The following is a 17,918-nucleotide window of genomic DNA, read 5'->3' as shown; positions in this document are numbered from 1 at the left end:
CTATCCCCCACGCCGGTGAGTGGGACCACATGATGAACGAGTATAACGTATGAAAGATACCGCCGCCGCCTTCGATTATGATCTTAACGGCCTTGACCGCACAGCCTGGATGGCGCGGATTGAGGATATCGCAGAAGAATTCGGGTACGCCGAACCGCTGGGGCCTAATCATTCGGCCCTTTTGGTGGATGCGGGTCGCACCCTGCTTGTCACCTTTGAAAGCATAGCGAGCGTGCGCCGGATGAACGACGGCGCGGCACCACTGGGCTGGGGCTTTGTGCAAAGCCACGGTTGGTCCAGCTTGACGTTGCTTGCAGATGCTGAAGTGGATTGGTTCCGCCACCCAGCAGTTTACGGGTATTTTGATCGCATGATCGATGACGGGTTCTTTGATGATTTCGATCAGATTCTGTTTTATGGCGCGGGCAGTGCGGCCTACGCAGCGGCGGCGTTTTCGGTGGCCGCCCCTGAAACCAACGTGCTGGTGATCCAGCCACATGCAACGCTTGATCCCGCCCGCGCGCGCTGGGATCGCCGCCACCCCGAGGCCCGCCGCCTTGATTTCACAACCCGTTTCGGATTTGCGCCAATGATGGTGGAAACCGCCGAATCCGTCTTCGTGCTGCACGATCCGTCCGTGATCGAAGATGCCATGCACGCGTCTTTGTTTGACGGACCAAACACAACCCATATGACCTGCCCCTACCTTGGGCCCGACGCACAGCGCCACCTGATGGCGATGGATGTCTTGCCCGAATTGATTGAACAGGCCATGACGGGCGATCTGACCCCTGCCAGCTACGCGACCCTATGGCGCGCACGGCGCGCCCATTTGCCGTACCTGCGCACTTTGATGCATCGTTTAGACGCGCACGACGACCATGACCGCCTTCTGGCGCGGCTGTGTCGCCATGTCAGCGATGGCGGAAAACGCCCCCTGTTCGCCAAAAAGCTTGCCGAACTTGAGGCACGCGGCGTCAGCCTTTAGGTGCGTTTGCCCTCAACAATGCGCTGCAACCAACGCAACAGGCGCATCCCGAAGTAACCCAGCGCCCCACCAACCGCGAGGCCAAGGGCAGACCCGCTGCTGAACAGCGCACATAGAATACCCGCGATGATCATCGCGATCATAAAGCTCAGCGTGCGCAATTCACCGTCAGCAATTTCAACGTTGTCGCCCATCGCCTGCGCCAATGGCCGCGCGAGCGGGCCTTCCAACATCGGCGTCGCGGCACCTGCTGCAACGGCAATCAAAAAACCAAACATAGTCGTATTCCTCTCAAGGTCTTGATGCCAGTGAACTGACAAACCGCTGCACACTTGGCAAGGGGAACCCTCTGGTCAGTTCCCCTTGAGCGGTGTAATGGGCGTTATGCCCAAGCAAAGCCCAGATCGTATAACAATTCGCCGCCCTGATGATTGGCACCTGCATTTGCGCGACGGCGCGATGATGGAGGCTGTGACGCCCCTTTCGGCCGCGCATTTCGCCCGCGCCATTATTATGCCGAACCTTATTCCGCCCGTGATCACGGGTGCCCAAGCTGGCGCCTACCGTGACCGCATCCTGGCCGCCCTGCCCGAAGGGTCTGACTTTCAGCCCTTGATGACGTGCTATCTGACCGAAGATACAGACCCTGACGACCTCGCGCGCGCGTATGAAGACAACATCATCACGGCCGTCAAACTCTACCCCGCAGGCGCGACGACCAATTCCGCGTCCGGTGTGTCGGACTTTGACAAAGTGCGCCCCGTTCTCGAACGTATGGCCGACATTGGCCTGCCCTTGTGTGTGCACGGCGAAGTCACCGACCCGAACATCGATATCTTTGATCGCGAAGCGGTGTTCATCGACAAGGTGCTGAAACCGATCCGCAAGAAGGTCCCCGACCTGAAGGTTATCATGGAACACGTGACGACCGAGAACGCGGTGGATTACGTGCGCGACAGCCGGTCCAACCTCGCGGCGACGATCACGACGCACCACCTTATTATCAACCGCAATCACATCCTCGCGGGTGGGATCAAACCGCATTATTACTGCCTACCCGTCGCCAAACGTGAAAAGCACCGCATCGCATTAGTCGCCGCCGCGATTTCTGGCGATAAGCGGTTTTTCCTCGGGACGGACTCAGCGCCCCACACCGACGCCAACAAACTACTGCCCTGCGGTTGCGCGGGATGTTTCACGGCCATCAACACCATGTCGTGCCTTGCAGAGGTGTTCGATGCGGCGGGTGCCATGGATAAGCTAGAAAACTTCACATCGCTTGCGGGCCCTCGTTATTACGGGCTGGCGCCAAACGAAGACACCATCACGTTGATCAAAGGCGAACCTGCGATCTATCCCGACCACGTCGACACCGCGGACGGACCCGTCACAGTGTTTGACCCCGGCTTCCCGCTCCATTGGCGGGTCGCGTAATTGAAACGTGCCTCCGGCGGGAGTTTTTCTGCCTAGATGAATGTAGGACCGACCCATGATACCCACCTCTTTTCCCGACAAAGCCGAAATCGCGCGTTTGACTGCCCGTATGTTGATCGAAATTGGCGCGATTGATTTCAACGCGGCTGAACCGTTTACCCATGCGTCCGGCAAGAAAGCCCCGACATATGTTGATTGTCGCAAGCTGATTTCGTTTCCGCGCATCCGGTCCACGTTGATGGATTTTCTGGCTGTCACGACAATGCGCGAGGCCGGGTTTGAGGCGTTTGACAACGTCGCGGGCGGTGAAACGGCTGGTATTCCTTTTGGCGCATTGATGGCCGAACGCCTTGCGCTGCCGATGACCTACGTGCGCAAAAAACCCAAAGGCTACGGCCGCAACGCGCGGATTGAGGGCGTGATGACCGAGGGCCAGCGTGTGTTGTTGGTCGAAGACCTCACGACGGACGGTGGATCAAAGCTGTCTTTCGTGGACGCCATTCGCGAAACGGGCGCGACCTGCTCAGCCACCGCTGTCATTTTCTTTTACGGCATCTTTGAAGGGGTTGAGCAAACGCTGGCAGATCACGGTGTGCAATTGCTGCACCTGTGTACTTGGTGGGACGTGCTGGAAGAGGCGAAAGCCTCCGAATCCTTTGACGCCGATACACTGACCGAAGTCGAAGCCTACTTGCGCGATCCAGCCGGATGGTCAGCGGCTCACGCATAAATGTTTAAATTTACTTAACGTCGCGCGACCTTTGGTGCGCACCACATGTAGCGGTTCGCGCCCTAGGCGCGGGCCGTATTTTGTGGCATGATGACGTTCACATCCTATCCACAGCTTTATACAATTTGCGCCCTGCGGCCCTACTTTGTATGACCCTGTGAGCGGTGGGGCGCTGTAGTGAACGGCTTGAGGGACAGGGCAATGAACGAGATTTCAACATTCAATGCATCAGGCACGTCTGAGGCCAATGTCGATACCTCCCCCCATTCCATCGAAGCCGAGCAGCAGCTTTTGGGTGCGATCCTGACCAATAACGATATCTTTGATCGTGTCGCGTCAATCGTTCAGCCAGAACATTTCTATGACCCGGTGCACGCCCGTATTTTTGAAGTCGCAGCGGCACGGATCGCAAAAAACAACCTCGCCTCGCCTGTCACGCTCAAGGCGTTTCTTGAGGACGACGAAGGCCTGAAAGAGCTTGGCGGCCCTGCCTACCTTGCGCGTCTGGCCGGGGCCGCGATTTCTGCCTTCGCCGCGCGTGACTATGCGCAGATGATCTATGACCTTGCCGTGCGGCGTGAGCTGATCACCGTCGGCCAAGACATCGCCGCGAAGGCCAAATCGGTCAGCGTTGACAGCGAGCCGAAAGAACAAATCGTCGAAGCCGAGCAGATGCTTTACAAACTGGCCGAACAGGGTAGCACCGAAGGCGGGTTCCAGTCCTTCCTCAAGGCTGTGACCGATGCGGTGAACGTCGCGAACTCGGCCTATCAGCGTGATGGTGGCCTTGCGGGCGTTGCGACGGACCTGATCGATCTGGATGGCAAACTTGGTGGTTTGCACAAATCTGACCTCCTGATCCTCGCCGGGCGTCCGTCCATGGGCAAAACATCGCTGGCAACGAACATCGCCTATAACGTGGCGAAGGCCTATAAAAAGGGCAAAATGCAGGACGGGTCCGAGGGCGCGGTCGACGGCGGCGTTGTCGGTTTTTTCAGCCTTGAGATGTCGGCAGAACAGCTCGCGGGGCGTATCCTTGCCGAAGCTTCTGAAATTTCCAGCCATAAAATCCGCCAAGGTGACATGACCGAAGGCGAATTTCGCCGTTTTGTGGACGCTGCCAAACAGCTAGAGGCCTGCCCGCTTTATATCGATGACACGGCGGCGATCCCGATCAGCCAACTGTCTGCCCGCGCGCGTCGCCTCAAACGAACCCACGGTTTGGACCTGCTGATTGTCGATTACCTGCAGCTGGTGCGCGGCACGTCTGAAAACCGCGTACAAGAGATCGGTGAGATTTCGATGGGGTTAAAGGCCATCGCGAAAGAACTCCAAATTCCCGTCATCGCGCTGTCCCAGCTGTCGCGTCAGGTGGAAAACCGCGAAGACAAACGCCCGCAATTGTCCGACCTTCGTGAATCCGGCTCGATTGAGCAGGATGCCGACGTCGTCATGTTCGTTTATCGCGGCGAATACTACACCGAGCGCGAAAAACCCGAGGATTCAAACCTTGAGGCGATGGCCGCGTGGCAGGAAAAAATGTCCAGCCAGTTCGGCAAGGCCGAAGTTATTATTGGCAAACAGCGCCACGGCCCCATCGGCACGGTTGAACTGTCGTTCACGCCGGAATTCACCCGCTTTGGCAACCTCGCCAAGGAATGGCAGCGCAACGTAGAAGACGAATATTAAAGGCTGCTTGCCGCGCCCCGTGCGCGGTGGCACAACACGCGCATGAGCACAGGTTTTCTTTCAGTTGATTTAGATGCGCTCGCCACGAATTGGCGCGCGCTGGATGCGATGACAGACGTGGAAACCTGCGCTGTCGTTAAGGCAGACGGATACGGATTGGGCGCGGGCAAAGTGGGCCGCGCATTGGCCAAAGCAGGCGTCAAACGCTTCTTTGTGGCCGTCGCCGAAGAAGGCGCAGAACTGCGCCAAGCCCTTGGCCCCAATGTGGAAATCTGCGTTTTTGCGGGCCACATGCGCGGTGATACGGATATGATTGGCGATATGATGCTGACCCCGATGGTCAACACCGTCGGCCAGCTGACCCGCCACCTTGAGGCGCTGCCCGAACACCCCTTTGGTGTGCAGCTTGATACTGGCATGAACCGTCTGGGCCTTGAAATCGGCGAATGGGCGAGCGTGGCTGAAATTGCGCTGGCACAGAACTGCCGCCTCGTGATGTCGCATCTTGCCTGCGCGGGTGACCCCGACCATCCGATGAACCGCCAACAGCTGGACCAGTTCCATCTGATGACAGACGGGATCAGCGTGCCGCGATCCTTGGCCGCGACCGGTGGTATTTTGCTTGGCCCTGAATACCACTTTGACCTCACCCGCCCGGGTGTTGGCCTGTATGGCGGCATGCCCTTTGCGGATGCCCAGCCGGTTGCCTATCTTGACCTGCCTGTCATTCAGGTGCGCGATGTCGAAGAGGGCGAAACCGTTGGGTATGCCAATGCCTGGACGGCCAAACGGCCATCAAAAATTGCAACACTTTCGGGCGGTTATGCGGATGGTTTGCTGCGCGCCCTATCGGGTGGTGCCAATCTTTATCATGGCGGACAGGCCGTGCCGCTGGTCGGGCGCGTGTCGATGGATCTGATCACCGCCGACGTCACGGACCTGCCGGAGTTGCCCGGTGTTCTATCAATTCTTGGGTCGGATCAGACCGTGGATGCATTGGCCGCGCGTGCTGGCACGATCGGGTATGAAATTTTGACGTCTTTGGGCCCGCGCTATGCCCGTCGGTACGCTGGCGGATGAATGCACTTGCATCCATTGGCGCGAGCGCTCTTGGGCTTTTAGCCGCGATCGGCAGGCTTGCCTTGTTCACGGGGCAAACCCTCAGCCATCTGGTTCGCCCACCGTTTTTCGGTCGGGAATTTGGGAATGCCTTGATCCAGATCGGCTATTTCTCCCTCCCCGTTGTTGGCCTGACGGCGTTCTTCACGGGCGGCGCGCTGGCCCTACAAATTTATTCAGGGGGTGCGCGTTTCAGTGCCGAAGCTGTGGTGCCCCAAATCGTCGCCATCGGCATGGTGCGCGAACTTGGCCCGGTGCTGGTCGGTCTGATGATTGCGGCGCGTGTCACTTCATCCATCGCAGCTGAAATTGCGACAATGAAGGTGACAGAGCAAATCGATGCCCTCGTCACTCTGTCCACGCACCCGATGAAATATCTGACCCTGCCCCGCGTCTTGGCCGCGACGCTGGTCATGCCAATTCTTGTGGCCGTTGGCGACATCATCGGCATTTATGGTGGGTTTTTGGTCAGCACAGAACGGCTTGATTTTAATGCTGCCGCCTATTTGCAAAACACCGCCGATTTTCTGACCCGTCTTGATATCATCTCCAGCCTCGTCAAAGGGGCGGTGTTCGGGTTCATCGCCGCGCTGATGGGGTGTTATTATGGGATGAATTCCGAACGCGGTGCGATGGGTGTGGGGCGCGCTACCAAATCCAGCGTCGTCGCTGCCGCCATCCTGATCCTCGCTGCGAATTTCCTTCTGACAGAGGCGTTTTTCTCAGCATGATCGACCTTAGCGCAGTTCATAAGACCTTTGGCACCAATGCCGTCCTGCGCGGCGTTGATTTGCACGTCCCAAAGGGCGAAAGCATGGTCGTGATCGGTGGGTCCGGCACCGGAAAGTCCGTACTTATCAAATCTGTACTGGGCCTTGTTCAACCGGATAGCGGCACAATCACCGTGGACGGAAAAGACGTCAACAAAGGTGACCGTGATGCGTTTTTGGCGCGGTTCGGGATGTTGTTTCAGGGGGCAGCCTTATTTGACTCCTTGCCCGTCTGGCAAAACGTCGCGTTCCGGCTTTTGCGTGGGTCTTTGAAGAAACCAAAAGACGAAGCCCGCGCCATAGCGATTGAAAAACTGCGCCGCGTTGGCCTGACGGGCGACGTTGCTGACCGCCTTCCGGCGGAACTATCGGGCGGTATGCAAAAACGTGTCGGCCTTGCCCGCGCGATTGCCGCTGAGCCCGAGATTATCTTTTTTGACGAACCCACAACCGGCCTCGATCCGATCATGGCGGGCGTCATCAATGATCTAATCCGCGAGATCGTTACAGAAATGGGCGCCACCGCGATCACGATCACCCACGACATGACGTCTGTGCGCGCCATTGCCGACAAAATCGCGATGCTCCATGCGGGTAAAATCCGCTGGACGGGGGCCGTGGCCGATATGGACACGTCTGGCGATCCTTATGTCGATCAATTTATCCATGGTCGCGCGACCGGCCCGATTGAAGCCGTGCGATAATCCGCCCGAAAGGCCCCTCATGCTCGGTATATTACTGTTTATCATCGCCGCCGTTCTGGCCTTCCTTACTGTGCAGGGATGGAAACACGACAAGCGGTGGGCGCGGGTCATTGTAATCATCAGCCTGATTGTCATTGTTGGCGTGGTCGGTTTGGTTAGCGCGTACATCTATGCTTTGGGTCAGGCCGACTGGTCATACTGATCTTTTCTGGAAGGGTATGACGTGGACATTTTCGTTGTTATTGCAGTGGTTTACCTCGGTCCCCCGCTCGCTGCAGTGATGTTTTTCAGCTCTGCCTGGATGCTGCGCGACGTCCGCCCGAAACGCGCCAAGCTGGTGATATGGACAATCGCCAGCCTGCCGATAAGCGGCGCGGCGTTGGCAGTCATCGCAAGTGTTTTGCCCATTTCGCCCATTATTCTTGAACCGGGTTTCGTCGTCGTTCTGGGCGCAATCGGTACCATCGCGACGCTAGGCACAGCTGCCTTGTTGATGCCTTTGCCAGATCGTGGTGCGCCGATCGCTGCAGCAATAATCGGGATCATGGCACTCGGCGGTGCGCTCTTTTGGGCGTATGAGTTGTCGAACACAAACTTCGGTTTGTAGGGCGCTGCGACACCCGACTTTCGTCAATGATCCCTCCGGCGCTGCGGGGGCTTTGTGCTATCGGGCGAATCGGTGGGTTGTCTTGTTCGGCACGCCGCCCCCCACCAAAGGTAGCGATGCCCAAATGTGCGCAGTTTCGGGAACCATGTCCACCACATCGTGAAATTGCACTGGTGCTTGGGCAGCGCATACAAGCGATGATAACCACCTGTTTTGGGGATAGTCCCGCCAATACCATGATATTGTTCTGATAATTGTGCCCATGATTGGGGTTTCTCAAAATTCCCCTATATCGTCGGCAACATCCCGCCTAAGATACTTTAACCATATTTAAGACATCAACGCCTGGGGGGTTATTCGTGTCTGATCGTTCTTTGGTGGCACGTGGCCACCGTGTTTTGCATTTTGTTTCCATGGTTCTGATCGCTGTGATCGGGCTCAGCGCGATTGCCTACACTGCGGCCTCTTCCTTTGGCTTTGTCCCTTGGCTCACGTTTACGGCGACCTTTGGCGATATCTTCATCCCGAATGCGGGAATGATGACCCAGATTGTTGTCACGATAATCCTCGCGTCTTTGTTTTTCTTCATGCCCAGCGCGGGGCGCATCATGTCGCTTGAACGCTCTCATCGGAATTTCAAACTCAGCATGGAAGATGTCGCGCGCGCGTATCACCTGTGCCATACGGCGGATCGCGCCGGTGTGTTCACCATGAGTTCTGAATTTGATGCCGTGCGCGAACGCCTCGCGTATTTGCGTGATCACCCTGATCTGGATTCGCTGGAACCCGCTGTTCTGGAACTGGCTGCGCAGATGTCACACCAGTCACGCGAATTGTCCGATATTTACAACGATGAAAAAGTCGTCCGCGCCAAAACATTCCTGAAGCAGCGTCAGGAAGAAGCAGAGCGTCAGCAGCAGCTGATCGTCGAAGCCCACCACGCCCTACGCGACATTCGCAAATGGTCCCAGCAGGTCGAGCTTGAGGAAAGCGTCGTTGCATCCCAACTGTCCCAGCTTGAAGAACAGCTAGAGGCGACTTTGCCGGCCCTTGGATACACGTTGGGCAAAGAAAGCGCAGACATCGTGCCCCTGCCCCAAAAACCCGCCGCAGAATAACCTTTGGACGGAATCGGGGACATATTCGCTGGGATTTTCGAACTGTTTGTTCGACTTCTGTACGGCATTATCCGCCTGATCATCCGCACCATCGGGCTTATCTTATCCCAGACCTGGCTAGTGAACCATTTCGAAGCCATGCGCAATTTTGGCGCTTGGTTGTCCATTTCGATGGGGGCCTATCTGCTGTTCGGGATTATTCGCGCCATGGTTCCGGCGTTTTACACCCCCGCCCTGACACCCATATTTCAATGGCAGATCGTTGTGGGGGCCATGGTCTTGCTGCTGGTCGGCATTGCGATGCGTGAATTGGACAAGGCCAATTATGTCCCCGACAACACGCGCCACGCCTTTGAACCGGACCGCCCGGTAACGCCAAAGGACACAGGCCCGATCCAGACAACCCCCACGATCCATTCGTCGCGCATCGTCGCAGGGCTGGTTCTGCTTGTGCTGGTCGTCGGCATCATCAGCGCATTTTCATCCGAACGCCACGAGGCCACATTGGCGGAAAAGCTGTGTGCGCAGGCGGATGCCCGTATTTCAGACGGTGTGGAACAGACGGTACGCGATGGGGCGGGTTTTCTGGACCGTGTGCTGGGGACACAAACGGCGGATCGTATTCCGTGCGGTGACGACTAAGTCTTGCGGCATCGCTTTAGCATGGCCAAATAGGGTCAACACCCAAAGGACGCCCCTATGCTAAACGCCCTGCGCATCGCCAACATTTCCCTTTTGATCCTGTTTCCCATCGCATGGTTCGCGCCCTTGCTGCGTGCCGCGTTACTTCCCTTTTTTGGCATGGACGAGATCTCGGTCATTTCGGGCCTGCAAAGCCTTTGGGGCAGCGATGTATTTCTCGCCCTTGTCGTCACGGCCTTTGCGATTTTTGCGCCCTATCTGAAAACCATCGGGCTGGCGCTGGTGCATTTTGATTTGTTGAAAGACAAGGTTCTGCCTGTGCTCGGCTATCTTGGCAAATTGGCGATGGCCGATATTTTCCTCATCGCGCTGTATGTGGTCGTCGTCAAAGGCGCGGGCCGCGTCACCGTCGAAGGCGGTTGGGGGCTGTATTTGTTCACGGGCTGCGTTGTGGCTTCGATCGTTATCTCAATCCTCACGGCGCGCCACGTTAGAATGACATCACAATGATGCAGCGGCGCGCCTTTTTGGCGACAAGCGCTGCGGCGCTGATGTCGGGCTGCATGGCGCGGGGCCAGTTCACGCCCCCCTTGGCGAGCACAGCGTTTGATATGCAGCCCATCTTGATGGCCACCAACCGCGCGTCGCCCCAATCAAGTGAACGGATCGAAGGGGTGAATTTTTATGACCTCGACATTGCCGTTCCACGAAACCGCGCGCCCGGCGATGTGCCCGTAAAGGGCGCCGATGCCTTCGCGCTGATACGCGAACGCCAATTATCCAGTGACGCTGAATTGAAACGCGCCCTTGGCCCTGCTGGGCGTGATCCGCTTGTGATCTGGGTCCACGGTTTCAACAACACCGCCGCCGAAGCCGTCTATCGTCAGGCGCAAATGGTGCAAGACACGGGGCTGCGTGGCCCGCAAATGTCATTTGTCTGGCCGTCCGCGGCCACCACACGCGGCTACCTGTTTGACCGCGACAGCGCCCTTCAGGCGCGCACATCGCTCGAGGAATTGTTCCTGCGATTGGGCCGCATCTGGGGCGGCCCCGTGACTGTGATCGCCCATTCTTTGGGCTGTCTTTTGGCCATGGAGGCCCTGGTGCGGATGCGTTTGCAAAACCGCCCCGTTGTCCTTGATAGTCTTGTCTTGTTGCAACCTGACATCGCGCCCGACGTGTTTGACACGCAAGTCGCCGACATATCGCCCCTGCCGAAAAATGCGCTTCTGGTGGTTTCGGGGAATGACCCCGCGCTGCGGGTCTCTGCCCTCGTATCGCAATCCACAAACCGCGTCGGCGCTGCTGCCAATGTCGATAAATACGAAGCACAGGGTTTTCGGGTCGTGGACCTGTCTGGCATCCAAGACGCTGGCAATTCGCACCTTGTCGCGCTGACATCGCCCACGGTGCTGCAGTTCTTGCGCGAACTGTCCACGTAAACCGCCCCTTGCGAAACGGGCGAATAAAGACCAAAAGGTGAACATGGCCAAAGACACCACCTTCACCTGCACCGCATGCAATGCATCCTTCACCAAATGGTCAGGGCGTTGCGACGCTTGTGAAGCATGGAACACCATCGAAGAGGTTAAGCCCCTTTCGAGCGGCCCGAAGTCCAAGAAATCCATGGGCGGTCTGCGCGGCAAGCAGATCGACCTGACCGATCTGGCAAGCGAAGAAAAAGAACCACCGCGCACGTTGTCCGGCGTCGGTGAATTGGACCGCACATTGGGCGGTGGTCTGGTCAAGGCTTCCGCGATCCTTGTGGGGGGTGATCCGGGCATCGGCAAATCGACCCTGTTGTTGCAGGCCGCAGCGCGGTTCGCGCGCAACGGGTTGAAGGTTCTCTATATCTCGGGCGAAGAATCCGCGTCCCAAGTGCAAATGCGCGCGCGTCGTCTGGGGCTGACGGAAAGCCCTGTGAAGCTCGCCTCGGAAACCAACCTGCGCGATATCCTGACAACGCTTGAGGCCGAAAAACCCGATTTCGTCATCATCGATTCCATCCAGACCATGTGGCTCGATACCGTTGAGGCCGCGCCGGGTTCGGTCAGCCAAGTGCGATCCGCCGCCCATGAACTTACGACTTTTGCCAAACGCAACGGCATCGCCATCGTCATGGTTGGCCACGTCACAAAAGACGGGCAAATTGCCGGGCCGCGGGTGGTCGAACATATGGTCGACACGGTGCTCTATTTTGAAGGCGAACGCGGCCACCAGTTCCGCATTCTGCGCGCCGTCAAAAACCGTTTTGGTCCAGCGGATGAAATCGGTGTGTTTGAAATGACGGGCAAAGGACTGGCCGAGGTCAAGAACCCCTCAGCACTGTTTTTGTCCGAACGCGGTGATCCCGCCCCCGGTTCGGTCGTGTTTTCCGGCATCGAAGGGTCCCGGCCCGTTTTGTGCGAATTTCAGGCGCTCGTGTCCCCGTCCCCTACACCGCAAGCGCGGCGCACGGTTGTCGGCTGGGATGGGTCACGCCTCGCGATGATCCTCGCGGTCCTCGAATCCCGTGCGGGCATCCCGTTTACGGGCCTGGATGTGTACCTGAACGTCGCCGGTGGCCTGCGCGTGTCCGAACCGGCGGCTGATCTGGCCGTCGCCGCTGCGCTGGTTTCCGCCCGCGAAGACAGTGCAATCCCTAAAGAGTGTGTTGTTTTTGGCGAAATCAGCCTGTCTGGCGCCCTGCGTCCGGCCCCCCAGACGGAAAATCGGTTGAAAGAAGCCTCAAAACTTGGTTTTACCTCCGCAATCACTCCGGTGCGCGCAAAACGCGGCGGGGACAGCGGTGTCGATCTACGCGAATTCAGCGATCTTCACAGCTTCATAGAACAAATATTCGGGGCACAGTCGCCTCAATAAGAAGGCAGGACGATCCTCATGGGCGATTTCACCATTATCGACGGCGCAGTCGCCATTATCATCATTCTGTCAGCGCTTCTGGCCTATTCACGCGGGTTTGTGCGCGAAGCCTTGGCGATCATGGGCTGGATCTTGGCGACCTTCATGGCGTTTATCTTTGCCGATCAGGTCACGCCGCTTGTGCGTCAAATCCCGCTGATTGGTGAATTCATCGGCGACAGCTGCGAATTGTCCGTCATCGCCGCGTTCGCCGCCGTCTTTGCGGTGGTTCTGGTGATCGTGTCGATTTTCACGCCGCTGTTTTCCAGCCTCATTCAACGCTCAGCGCTTGGCGGCCTTGACCAAGGCTTGGGCTTTTTGTTCGGCGCATTGCGCGGCATTCTTTTGGTGGCCGTTGCGTTCTTCGTCTACCAAACGGTGCTGGAATCCCAGAACATCGAAATGGTTGAAAATTCCCGCGCAATTGCAGTGTTTTCCAACCTGACAGGCAGCATTGAACAACGCGACCCAGAGGCAGCATTGGGCTGGATCACAACCCAGTACGAACAGCTTGTCGGCGAATGCGGATCACCGTCCGAAAACATCGAAGCAGCCCCCGCAGACAATTAAGCCCCGCGTAACATCCGCAACAGACCAATCACCACCAACAGGGCGGCGCTGATGAAATACATCGGCACGCCCATGGCGACGAAATCGCGCACCATATCGAACGCCTCTGCCGGGTTTCCGCCCTCGGGGATCGGCAGGCCATAGTCCTGCATCTGATCGCGCGCGCCCATAACCTGTTGGGCAATCAACGCGAACGGAATAACACCAGCGGCCAGCATCAAGATGCCTGCCTTCCCGCGCATCAACGCGACAACGGCGGCCAACGCCGCAACCGCAAAGCTGGCAAGAAACGCAAACCCCTGCCATGGCAAATCACCAAGTGGTGGGCCATTGTCGCCAAACAACATCGTCGGCCCGACTTCGTTGCCAAAAAATACAAACCACGGCACGAAGAACGACGCCGCCATAATTGCAGCTACGACTGCTCCTACCATCTCAACTCTCCTCTTTTGGGGCACCCTAGTGGCGTACATGCACTGTCGCCAAGGCCAAGTTGCAATCAGCGCCATAGGTCCGTGACACTTTCACGACAATTCGTTAAACCCTGATCAACGCTATTCCTCGGATTCGGAGCTGCCCCACGTGTCCAATGATATGACGAACGCCCTGCGCGCCCAAATGCCACCCGCTCATCCTTTTGATGACGATAAATTAAAAGAAGAATGCGGCGTTTTCGGTGTCGTGGGGGTTGATAACGCAGCTTCCGTCGTCGCCCTTGGCCTTCATGCTCTCCAACATCGCGGACAAGAAGCGGGCGGCATCGTCACTCATTCCTTCCCTCAAGGGTTCAGCTCTGCGCGCCGTTTTGGCCTCGTGCGGGATAACTTCACCGACGAAAGCACCCTTGCCACAGTCCCCGGCCCGATTGGCATCGGCCATGTCCGTTATTCGACGTCCGGCTCCAAAGGTGCGACCCAGATTCGTGACGTGCAGCCGTTCTTTGGTGAATTTTCCATGGGCGGTGCTGCGATTGCGCACAACGGCAACATCACCAACGCACTGCAACTGCGCAAAGAACTGGTGGAACGCGGGTCTATCTTTCAATCGTCGTCTGACAGTGAATGCATCATCCACCTGATGGCGCGGTCTATGGGGCAAAACATCCCCGACCGCATGGAAGAAGCCCTGCGCAAGGTTGAAGGCGCGTTTTCCGTTGTCGCCATGACCCGCACCAAATTGATCGGCTGTCGTGACCCGCTGGGTGTGCGCCCGCTGGTCCTTGGTCAGCTGGGTGATGGCTGGGTGCTGGCGTCCGAAACCTGCGCGCTGGACATTATCAACGCCACGTTCATCCGCGAAATCGAACCGGGTGAAATGGTTGTGGCATCGGCGAAAGGTGTGGAATCCCACTTTCCGTTCCGCCGCGCCAAATCGCGGTTCTGCATCTTCGAACACGTCTATTTCAGCCGCCCTGACAGCATCCTTGGCGGGCGCAGCGTCTATGAAACCCGCGAAAACATTGGCCGCGAACTGGCCAAGGAAAACCCTGTCGATGCGGATCTTGTGTGCCCTGTTCCAGATTCCGGCACACCAGCGGCCATCGGTTTTTCACTGGAATCCGGCATTCCCTACGCCATGGGGATCATCCGTAACCAATATATGGGCCGCACGTTTATTGAACCCAGCGAATCTATTCGCAATATGGGTGTGCGTCTGAAGCTCAACGTGAACCGCGCGTTGGTCAAAAACAAACGGATCATTCTGGTTGATGACAGCGTTGTGCGTGGCACGACATCGCGCAAGATCAAAGAAATGATCCTTGAGGCAGGCGCAGCAGAGGTTCATTTCCGCATCGCGAGCCCCCCGACCGCCTGGCCCTGCTTTTACGGTGTCGACACGCCCCAGCGCGAAAAACTGCTGGCCGCGACGATGTCAGAGGAAGAAATGCGCGATCATCTTGGCGTCGACTCCCTCAAATTCATCTCGCTTGACGGGTTGTACCGCGCTGTCGGCGAAGCCAAAGGGCGCGACAAAAACGCCCCGAAATACTGTGACGCCTGCTTTAGCGGCGAATATCCCGTGAAACCTGCTGATATGCTCGACCAAGGGTTCGAGATGAAGACAGCCGCCGAATAAGCCAAAACTGGCCGACGGTCCCGCGCTGCCCTTTCCAATACCCCACGGCCATGACAAAGCCCGCGCTTGAATTTTCAACGCCAAAGGCCCGTCATGCCAATCACGAACGAACTTACCGCGCAGGCGGCCACGCAATCTGTGGTCGCGCCCATCCGCCCGATCCGTCTTTTGGGTGTGTTCCAGAACCCGACCAACACCTATGTCCTGTTGCAAACGCGCAGCGGTGAAATGGTCCGTCTGTCCGCCTTGATCCCGACCGCTGGCCTGCGCCTGATCAGCGTTTCGGACGGGTCCGCGATGGTCGAAGAAGGCGACACATTGCACCGTTTGATCATTGGCTAAGCGACATTGCCAATCACGCCGCAAACGCCTAAATCACCGTCATGAAAACAGCTCTCATCACAGGCGCATCACGCGGTCTTGGCGCGGCACTGGCGCAAGCCCTCGCACCGACGCATCACATCATCGCAGTGGGGCGCACAACCGGCGCGCTGGAAGACATAGACGACCGCATCAAGGCCGCGGGCGGAGAGGCCACATTGGCCCCCATGGACATCACCGTGGACGCCGCCATGCAGCAACTGTGCCGATCCATCCATGACCGTTGGGGCAGTCTTGATCTGTGGCTGCACAGCGCCATTCACGCAGCGCCACTGACCCCCGCAAGCCACATTGCCCCCAAAGATTTCGCCAAATCCGTGGATATCAACATCACCGCAACGTCGCGACTGATTTCCTATGTTGCACCGCTTCTTGGCCAATCCGGTAAGGCAGTGTTCTTTGATGATCCCCGCGCCGGAGAAGCGTTCTTCGGGTCCTACGGGGCAACCAAATCTGCACAAATCGCGCTGGCGCAATCCTGGGCGCATGAAACGGCAAAAACAGGGCCCCGCGTGCAGGTTGTCACACCGCACCCCATGCCCACAGCCACCCGCGCGCGGTTCTTTCCGGGCGAAGACCGCGCACCACTGACATCAATCCACGACGAAGCCGCGCGCCTGCTGCCTGAAATTCTGTCCGAGAGTCTTTGATGCAACGCCTCGCTCGGGTGTAAGGTTACGGGGGCGCAGGCCCATTGCCGCATGGCGGGCCCTGACTTAACAAGACGACAAAAGGGGCAAACACATGCGCATTCTCATCACCAATGACGACGGCATCAACGCACCGGGTTTGGCGACCCTCACGAAGATCGCCCACGAGGTCGCAGGGCCAGACGGCGAAGTCTGGACAGTGGCCCCCGCGTTCGAACAATCCGGCGTCGGGCATTGCATCAGCTACGCCGCCCCAACGATGATCGCCAAACTGTCCGACAAACGCTATGCTGCTGAAGGATCACCTGCTGACTGTGTGCTTGCGGGGCTTTATGACGTGATGAAAGACGCGCGCCCCGATCTGATCCTGTCTGGCGTGAACCGCGGCAATAACGCGGCCGACAACACGCTGTATTCCGGCACCATTGGTGCGATCATCGAAGCGGCCATTCAAGGCGTGCGTGGCATCGCGATGTCGCAGTTCTTTGGTCCTGAAAACCGCCACCTTGATGACCCGTTCGAAGCCGCAGCCGTTCACGGGGCTGCAACAGTGCGCGCCTTGTTGGACAAAGGCATCTGGACGGATGATCCCTATAAAATCTTTTACAACGTGAACTTCCCGCCTGTGCCTGCCAAGGACGTCAAAGGCATGGCCGTGGCGTCCCAAGGATTTCGGACCAACACCCGTTTTGGTATGAAACCGGATACGGCCCCGAATGGGCGGCGGTTTTTGTGGGTCACGGGGGGTCCGCAAGATGAACCCACAGGCCCCGGCACAGACGTCACTGCGAACCTTGAGGGATATACATCTATCACACCGATGCGCGCAGATTTAACCGCCCACGACATGCTGTCAGACCTGAGTGACCGTTTGAAATGACCCCGAACCCGACCAAGGCCGAACGTCAAATGCAATTCCTGTTTGCCCTGCGATCAAAGGGCGTGACGGACGGGCGTGTGCTGACGGCCATGGAAAAGACCGACCGCGCGATGTTTGTGAAAGGCCACTTCGCAGATCGCGCCTACGAGGACATGCCCCTGCCGATTGCCTGCGGGCAGACAATTTCGCAACCCTCTGTGGTTGGGCTAATGACGCAAGCCTTGCAGGTGAACCCGCGTGACAAAGTCCTCGAAGTGGGGACGGGGTCTGGTTATCAGGCTGCGATCCTCAGCCATCTGGCGCGCCGTGTGTACACCGTGGATCGCTACAAACCCCTGATCAACGATGCGCGTGCGGTTTTTTCCGCCCTCGATATTACGAACCTGACTGCCTTTACGGCCGACGGATCACACGGATTACCCGAACAGGCCCCGTTTGACCGCATCCTTGTCACAGCCGCCGCAGAAGACCCCCCCGGCCCCCTTTTGGCGCAGCTAAAGGTGGGTGGCATTATGGTTTTGCCCGTCGGGCAGTCGGATTCCGTACAATCCCTGATCCGCGTGACGCGCAAGGACACCGGCTTTGAATACGAAGAATTACGCCCAGTGCGTTTCGTCCCCCTGCTTGAGGGCTTGGGAAAAGACTAAAACACAGCTATA

Annotated in this window: 22 protein-coding genes; 20 read left to right on the top strand and 2 right to left on the bottom strand. The window is 57.8% G+C overall.

Annotated features, from left to right (window positions below):
* The first annotated feature begins 49 nt into the window (after positions 1-49).
* Positions 50-988, top strand: a complete 939-nt coding sequence (locus L0664_RS13940; protein WP_235226495.1) for a hypothetical protein — start codon at positions 50-52, stop codon at positions 986-988.
* Here the strand turns inward: L0664_RS13940 and L0664_RS13935 are convergent.
* Complete coding sequence (locus L0664_RS13935) at positions 985-1,266, bottom strand: hypothetical protein (RefSeq protein ID WP_235226494.1); 282 nt, start codon at positions 1,264-1,266, stop codon at positions 985-987. The two genes, L0664_RS13940 and L0664_RS13935, sit on opposite strands and share 4 nt — an antisense overlap.
* Before the next feature lie 106 nt (positions 1,267-1,372).
* Between L0664_RS13935 and pyrC the strand changes: the two genes are divergently transcribed.
* The 14 genes from pyrC to L0664_RS13865 all read left to right on the top strand — a co-directional run bounded on the left by pyrC (position 1,373) and on the right by L0664_RS13865 (position 13,272).
* Positions 1,373-2,422 carry a dihydroorotase gene (pyrC, locus tag L0664_RS13930; RefSeq protein ID WP_235226493.1) on the top strand — a complete coding sequence of 350 codons (1,050 nt, stop codon included), beginning with the start codon at positions 1,373-1,375 and terminating at the stop codon, positions 2,420-2,422.
* Between the two features lie 55 nt (positions 2,423-2,477).
* The gene (locus L0664_RS13925; protein WP_235226492.1) at positions 2,478-3,152 is read left to right on the top strand and encodes an orotate phosphoribosyltransferase; all 675 of its coding nucleotides are present in this window, start codon (positions 2,478-2,480) and stop codon (positions 3,150-3,152) included.
* Positions 3,153-3,353: 201 nt separating this feature from the next.
* Complete coding sequence (locus L0664_RS13920; RefSeq protein WP_235226491.1) at positions 3,354-4,841, top strand: replicative DNA helicase; 1,488 nt, start codon at positions 3,354-3,356, stop codon at positions 4,839-4,841.
* 42 nt (positions 4,842-4,883) lie between these two features.
* The gene (alr, locus tag L0664_RS13915; protein ID WP_235226490.1) at positions 4,884-5,921 is read left to right on the top strand and encodes an alanine racemase; all 1,038 of its coding nucleotides are present in this window, start codon (positions 4,884-4,886) and stop codon (positions 5,919-5,921) included.
* Positions 5,918-6,691, top strand: a complete 774-nt coding sequence (locus L0664_RS13910) for an MlaE family ABC transporter permease (RefSeq protein WP_235226489.1) — start codon at positions 5,918-5,920, stop codon at positions 6,689-6,691. Before alr ends, L0664_RS13910 begins: the two co-directional genes overlap by 4 nt.
* A complete protein-coding gene (locus L0664_RS13905) occupies positions 6,688-7,434 on the top strand; it encodes an ABC transporter ATP-binding protein (protein ID WP_235226488.1) in 747 nt (248 codons plus the stop codon). The genes L0664_RS13910 and L0664_RS13905 overlap by 4 nt, the downstream gene beginning before the upstream one ends.
* A gap of 19 nt (positions 7,435-7,453) precedes the next feature.
* The gene (locus L0664_RS13900; protein WP_235226487.1) at positions 7,454-7,636 is read left to right on the top strand and encodes a hypothetical protein; all 183 of its coding nucleotides are present in this window, start codon (positions 7,454-7,456) and stop codon (positions 7,634-7,636) included.
* Positions 7,637-7,657: 21 nt separating this feature from the next.
* Positions 7,658-8,041 carry a hypothetical protein gene (locus tag L0664_RS13895; RefSeq protein WP_235226486.1) on the top strand — a complete coding sequence of 128 codons (384 nt, stop codon included), beginning with the start codon at positions 7,658-7,660 and terminating at the stop codon, positions 8,039-8,041.
* Between the two features lie 359 nt (positions 8,042-8,400).
* Positions 8,401-9,159, top strand: a complete 759-nt coding sequence (locus tag L0664_RS13890) for a DNA repair protein (protein WP_235226485.1) — start codon at positions 8,401-8,403, stop codon at positions 9,157-9,159.
* Positions 9,160-9,162: 3 nt separating this feature from the next.
* The gene (locus L0664_RS13885; RefSeq protein WP_235226484.1) at positions 9,163-9,801 is read left to right on the top strand and encodes a hypothetical protein; all 639 of its coding nucleotides are present in this window, start codon (positions 9,163-9,165) and stop codon (positions 9,799-9,801) included.
* 57 nt (positions 9,802-9,858) lie between these two features.
* Positions 9,859-10,311 carry a paraquat-inducible protein A gene (locus L0664_RS13880; RefSeq protein ID WP_235226483.1) on the top strand — a complete coding sequence of 151 codons (453 nt, stop codon included), beginning with the start codon at positions 9,859-9,861 and terminating at the stop codon, positions 10,309-10,311.
* Positions 10,308-11,243, top strand: a complete 936-nt coding sequence (locus L0664_RS13875; RefSeq protein ID WP_235226482.1) for an alpha/beta hydrolase — start codon at positions 10,308-10,310, stop codon at positions 11,241-11,243. The genes L0664_RS13880 and L0664_RS13875 overlap by 4 nt, the downstream gene beginning before the upstream one ends.
* 43 nt (positions 11,244-11,286) lie before the next feature.
* Positions 11,287-12,663 carry a DNA repair protein RadA gene (gene radA, locus L0664_RS13870; RefSeq protein WP_235226481.1) on the top strand — a complete coding sequence of 459 codons (1,377 nt, stop codon included), beginning with the start codon at positions 11,287-11,289 and terminating at the stop codon, positions 12,661-12,663.
* A gap of 18 nt (positions 12,664-12,681) precedes the next feature.
* The gene (locus L0664_RS13865; protein WP_235226480.1) at positions 12,682-13,272 is read left to right on the top strand and encodes a CvpA family protein; all 591 of its coding nucleotides are present in this window, start codon (positions 12,682-12,684) and stop codon (positions 13,270-13,272) included.
* On the opposite strand, the gene L0664_RS13860 is transcribed toward L0664_RS13865, so the two are convergent.
* Complete coding sequence (locus tag L0664_RS13860) at positions 13,269-13,706, bottom strand: hypothetical protein (RefSeq protein ID WP_235226479.1); 438 nt, start codon at positions 13,704-13,706, stop codon at positions 13,269-13,271. The two genes, L0664_RS13865 and L0664_RS13860, sit on opposite strands and share 4 nt — an antisense overlap.
* Before the next feature lie 160 nt (positions 13,707-13,866).
* On the opposite strand from L0664_RS13860, the gene purF reads away from it, so the two are divergent.
* From purF to L0664_RS13835, 5 genes are all read left to right on the top strand, one after another.
* Positions 13,867-15,348 carry an amidophosphoribosyltransferase gene (gene purF, locus L0664_RS13855; RefSeq protein WP_235226478.1) on the top strand — a complete coding sequence of 494 codons (1,482 nt, stop codon included), beginning with the start codon at positions 13,867-13,869 and terminating at the stop codon, positions 15,346-15,348.
* A gap of 93 nt (positions 15,349-15,441) precedes the next feature.
* Positions 15,442-15,690, top strand: a complete 249-nt coding sequence (locus tag L0664_RS13850; protein ID WP_235226477.1) for a hypothetical protein — start codon at positions 15,442-15,444, stop codon at positions 15,688-15,690.
* A 41-nt stretch (positions 15,691-15,731) separates the two neighbouring features.
* Complete coding sequence (locus L0664_RS13845) at positions 15,732-16,379, top strand: SDR family NAD(P)-dependent oxidoreductase (protein WP_235226476.1); 648 nt, start codon at positions 15,732-15,734, stop codon at positions 16,377-16,379.
* A 94-nt stretch (positions 16,380-16,473) separates the two neighbouring features.
* Positions 16,474-17,259 (top strand): 5'/3'-nucleotidase SurE, encoded by a 786-nt coding sequence (gene surE / locus L0664_RS13840; protein WP_235226475.1) that lies wholly within the window; start codon positions 16,474-16,476, stop codon positions 17,257-17,259.
* Positions 17,256-17,906, top strand: coding sequence for a protein-L-isoaspartate(D-aspartate) O-methyltransferase (locus L0664_RS13835; RefSeq protein WP_235226474.1), 651 nt, complete (start codon positions 17,256-17,258; stop codon positions 17,904-17,906). The genes surE and L0664_RS13835 overlap by 4 nt, the downstream gene beginning before the upstream one ends.
* Positions 17,907-17,918 lie beyond the last annotated feature (12 nt).

The sequence above is a fragment of the Octadecabacter dasysiphoniae genome, assembly GCF_021532615.1.
Lineage (GTDB): Bacteria > Pseudomonadota > Alphaproteobacteria > Rhodobacterales > Rhodobacteraceae > Octadecabacter > Octadecabacter dasysiphoniae.
The sequence above is the reverse complement of the archived record's forward strand: the minus strand, read 5'-3'. Positions and strand labels throughout refer to the sequence as shown.

Excerpts from the sequence above, each read along its gene's own strand:
- surE (WP_235226475.1), top strand. The coding sequence starts at position 16,474 with ATGCGCATTCTCATCACCAATGACGACGGCATCAACGCACCGGGTTTG.
- L0664_RS13920 (WP_235226491.1), top strand. The coding sequence starts at position 3,354 with ATGAACGAGATTTCAACATTCAATGCATCAGGCACGTCTGAGGCCAAT.
- L0664_RS13900 (WP_235226487.1), top strand. The coding sequence starts at position 7,454 with ATGCTCGGTATATTACTGTTTATCATCGCCGCCGTTCTGGCCTTCCTT.
- alr (WP_235226490.1), top strand. The coding sequence starts at position 4,884 with ATGAGCACAGGTTTTCTTTCAGTTGATTTAGATGCGCTCGCCACGAAT.
- L0664_RS13845 (WP_235226476.1), top strand. The coding sequence starts at position 15,732 with ATGAAAACAGCTCTCATCACAGGCGCATCACGCGGTCTTGGCGCGGCA.
- pyrC (WP_235226493.1), top strand. The coding sequence starts at position 1,373 with ATGCCCAAGCAAAGCCCAGATCGTATAACAATTCGCCGCCCTGATGAT.
- L0664_RS13850 (WP_235226477.1), top strand. The coding sequence starts at position 15,442 with ATGCCAATCACGAACGAACTTACCGCGCAGGCGGCCACGCAATCTGTG.
- L0664_RS13835 (WP_235226474.1), top strand. The coding sequence starts at position 17,256 with ATGACCCCGAACCCGACCAAGGCCGAACGTCAAATGCAATTCCTGTTT.
- L0664_RS13940 (WP_235226495.1), top strand. The coding sequence starts at position 50 with ATGAAAGATACCGCCGCCGCCTTCGATTATGATCTTAACGGCCTTGAC.
- L0664_RS13875 (WP_235226482.1), top strand. The coding sequence starts at position 10,308 with ATGATGCAGCGGCGCGCCTTTTTGGCGACAAGCGCTGCGGCGCTGATG.
- L0664_RS13910 (WP_235226489.1), top strand. The coding sequence starts at position 5,918 with ATGAATGCACTTGCATCCATTGGCGCGAGCGCTCTTGGGCTTTTAGCC.
- L0664_RS13925 (WP_235226492.1), top strand. The coding sequence starts at position 2,478 with ATGATACCCACCTCTTTTCCCGACAAAGCCGAAATCGCGCGTTTGACT.
- L0664_RS13865 (WP_235226480.1), top strand. The coding sequence starts at position 12,682 with ATGGGCGATTTCACCATTATCGACGGCGCAGTCGCCATTATCATCATT.
- L0664_RS13860 (WP_235226479.1), bottom strand. The coding sequence starts at position 13,706 with ATGGTAGGAGCAGTCGTAGCTGCAATTATGGCGGCGTCGTTCTTCGTG.
- purF (WP_235226478.1), top strand. The coding sequence starts at position 13,867 with ATGACGAACGCCCTGCGCGCCCAAATGCCACCCGCTCATCCTTTTGAT.
- L0664_RS13905 (WP_235226488.1), top strand. The coding sequence starts at position 6,688 with ATGATCGACCTTAGCGCAGTTCATAAGACCTTTGGCACCAATGCCGTC.
- radA (WP_235226481.1), top strand. The coding sequence starts at position 11,287 with ATGGCCAAAGACACCACCTTCACCTGCACCGCATGCAATGCATCCTTC.
- L0664_RS13880 (WP_235226483.1), top strand. The coding sequence starts at position 9,859 with ATGCTAAACGCCCTGCGCATCGCCAACATTTCCCTTTTGATCCTGTTT.
- L0664_RS13935 (WP_235226494.1), bottom strand. The coding sequence starts at position 1,266 with ATGTTTGGTTTTTTGATTGCCGTTGCAGCAGGTGCCGCGACGCCGATG.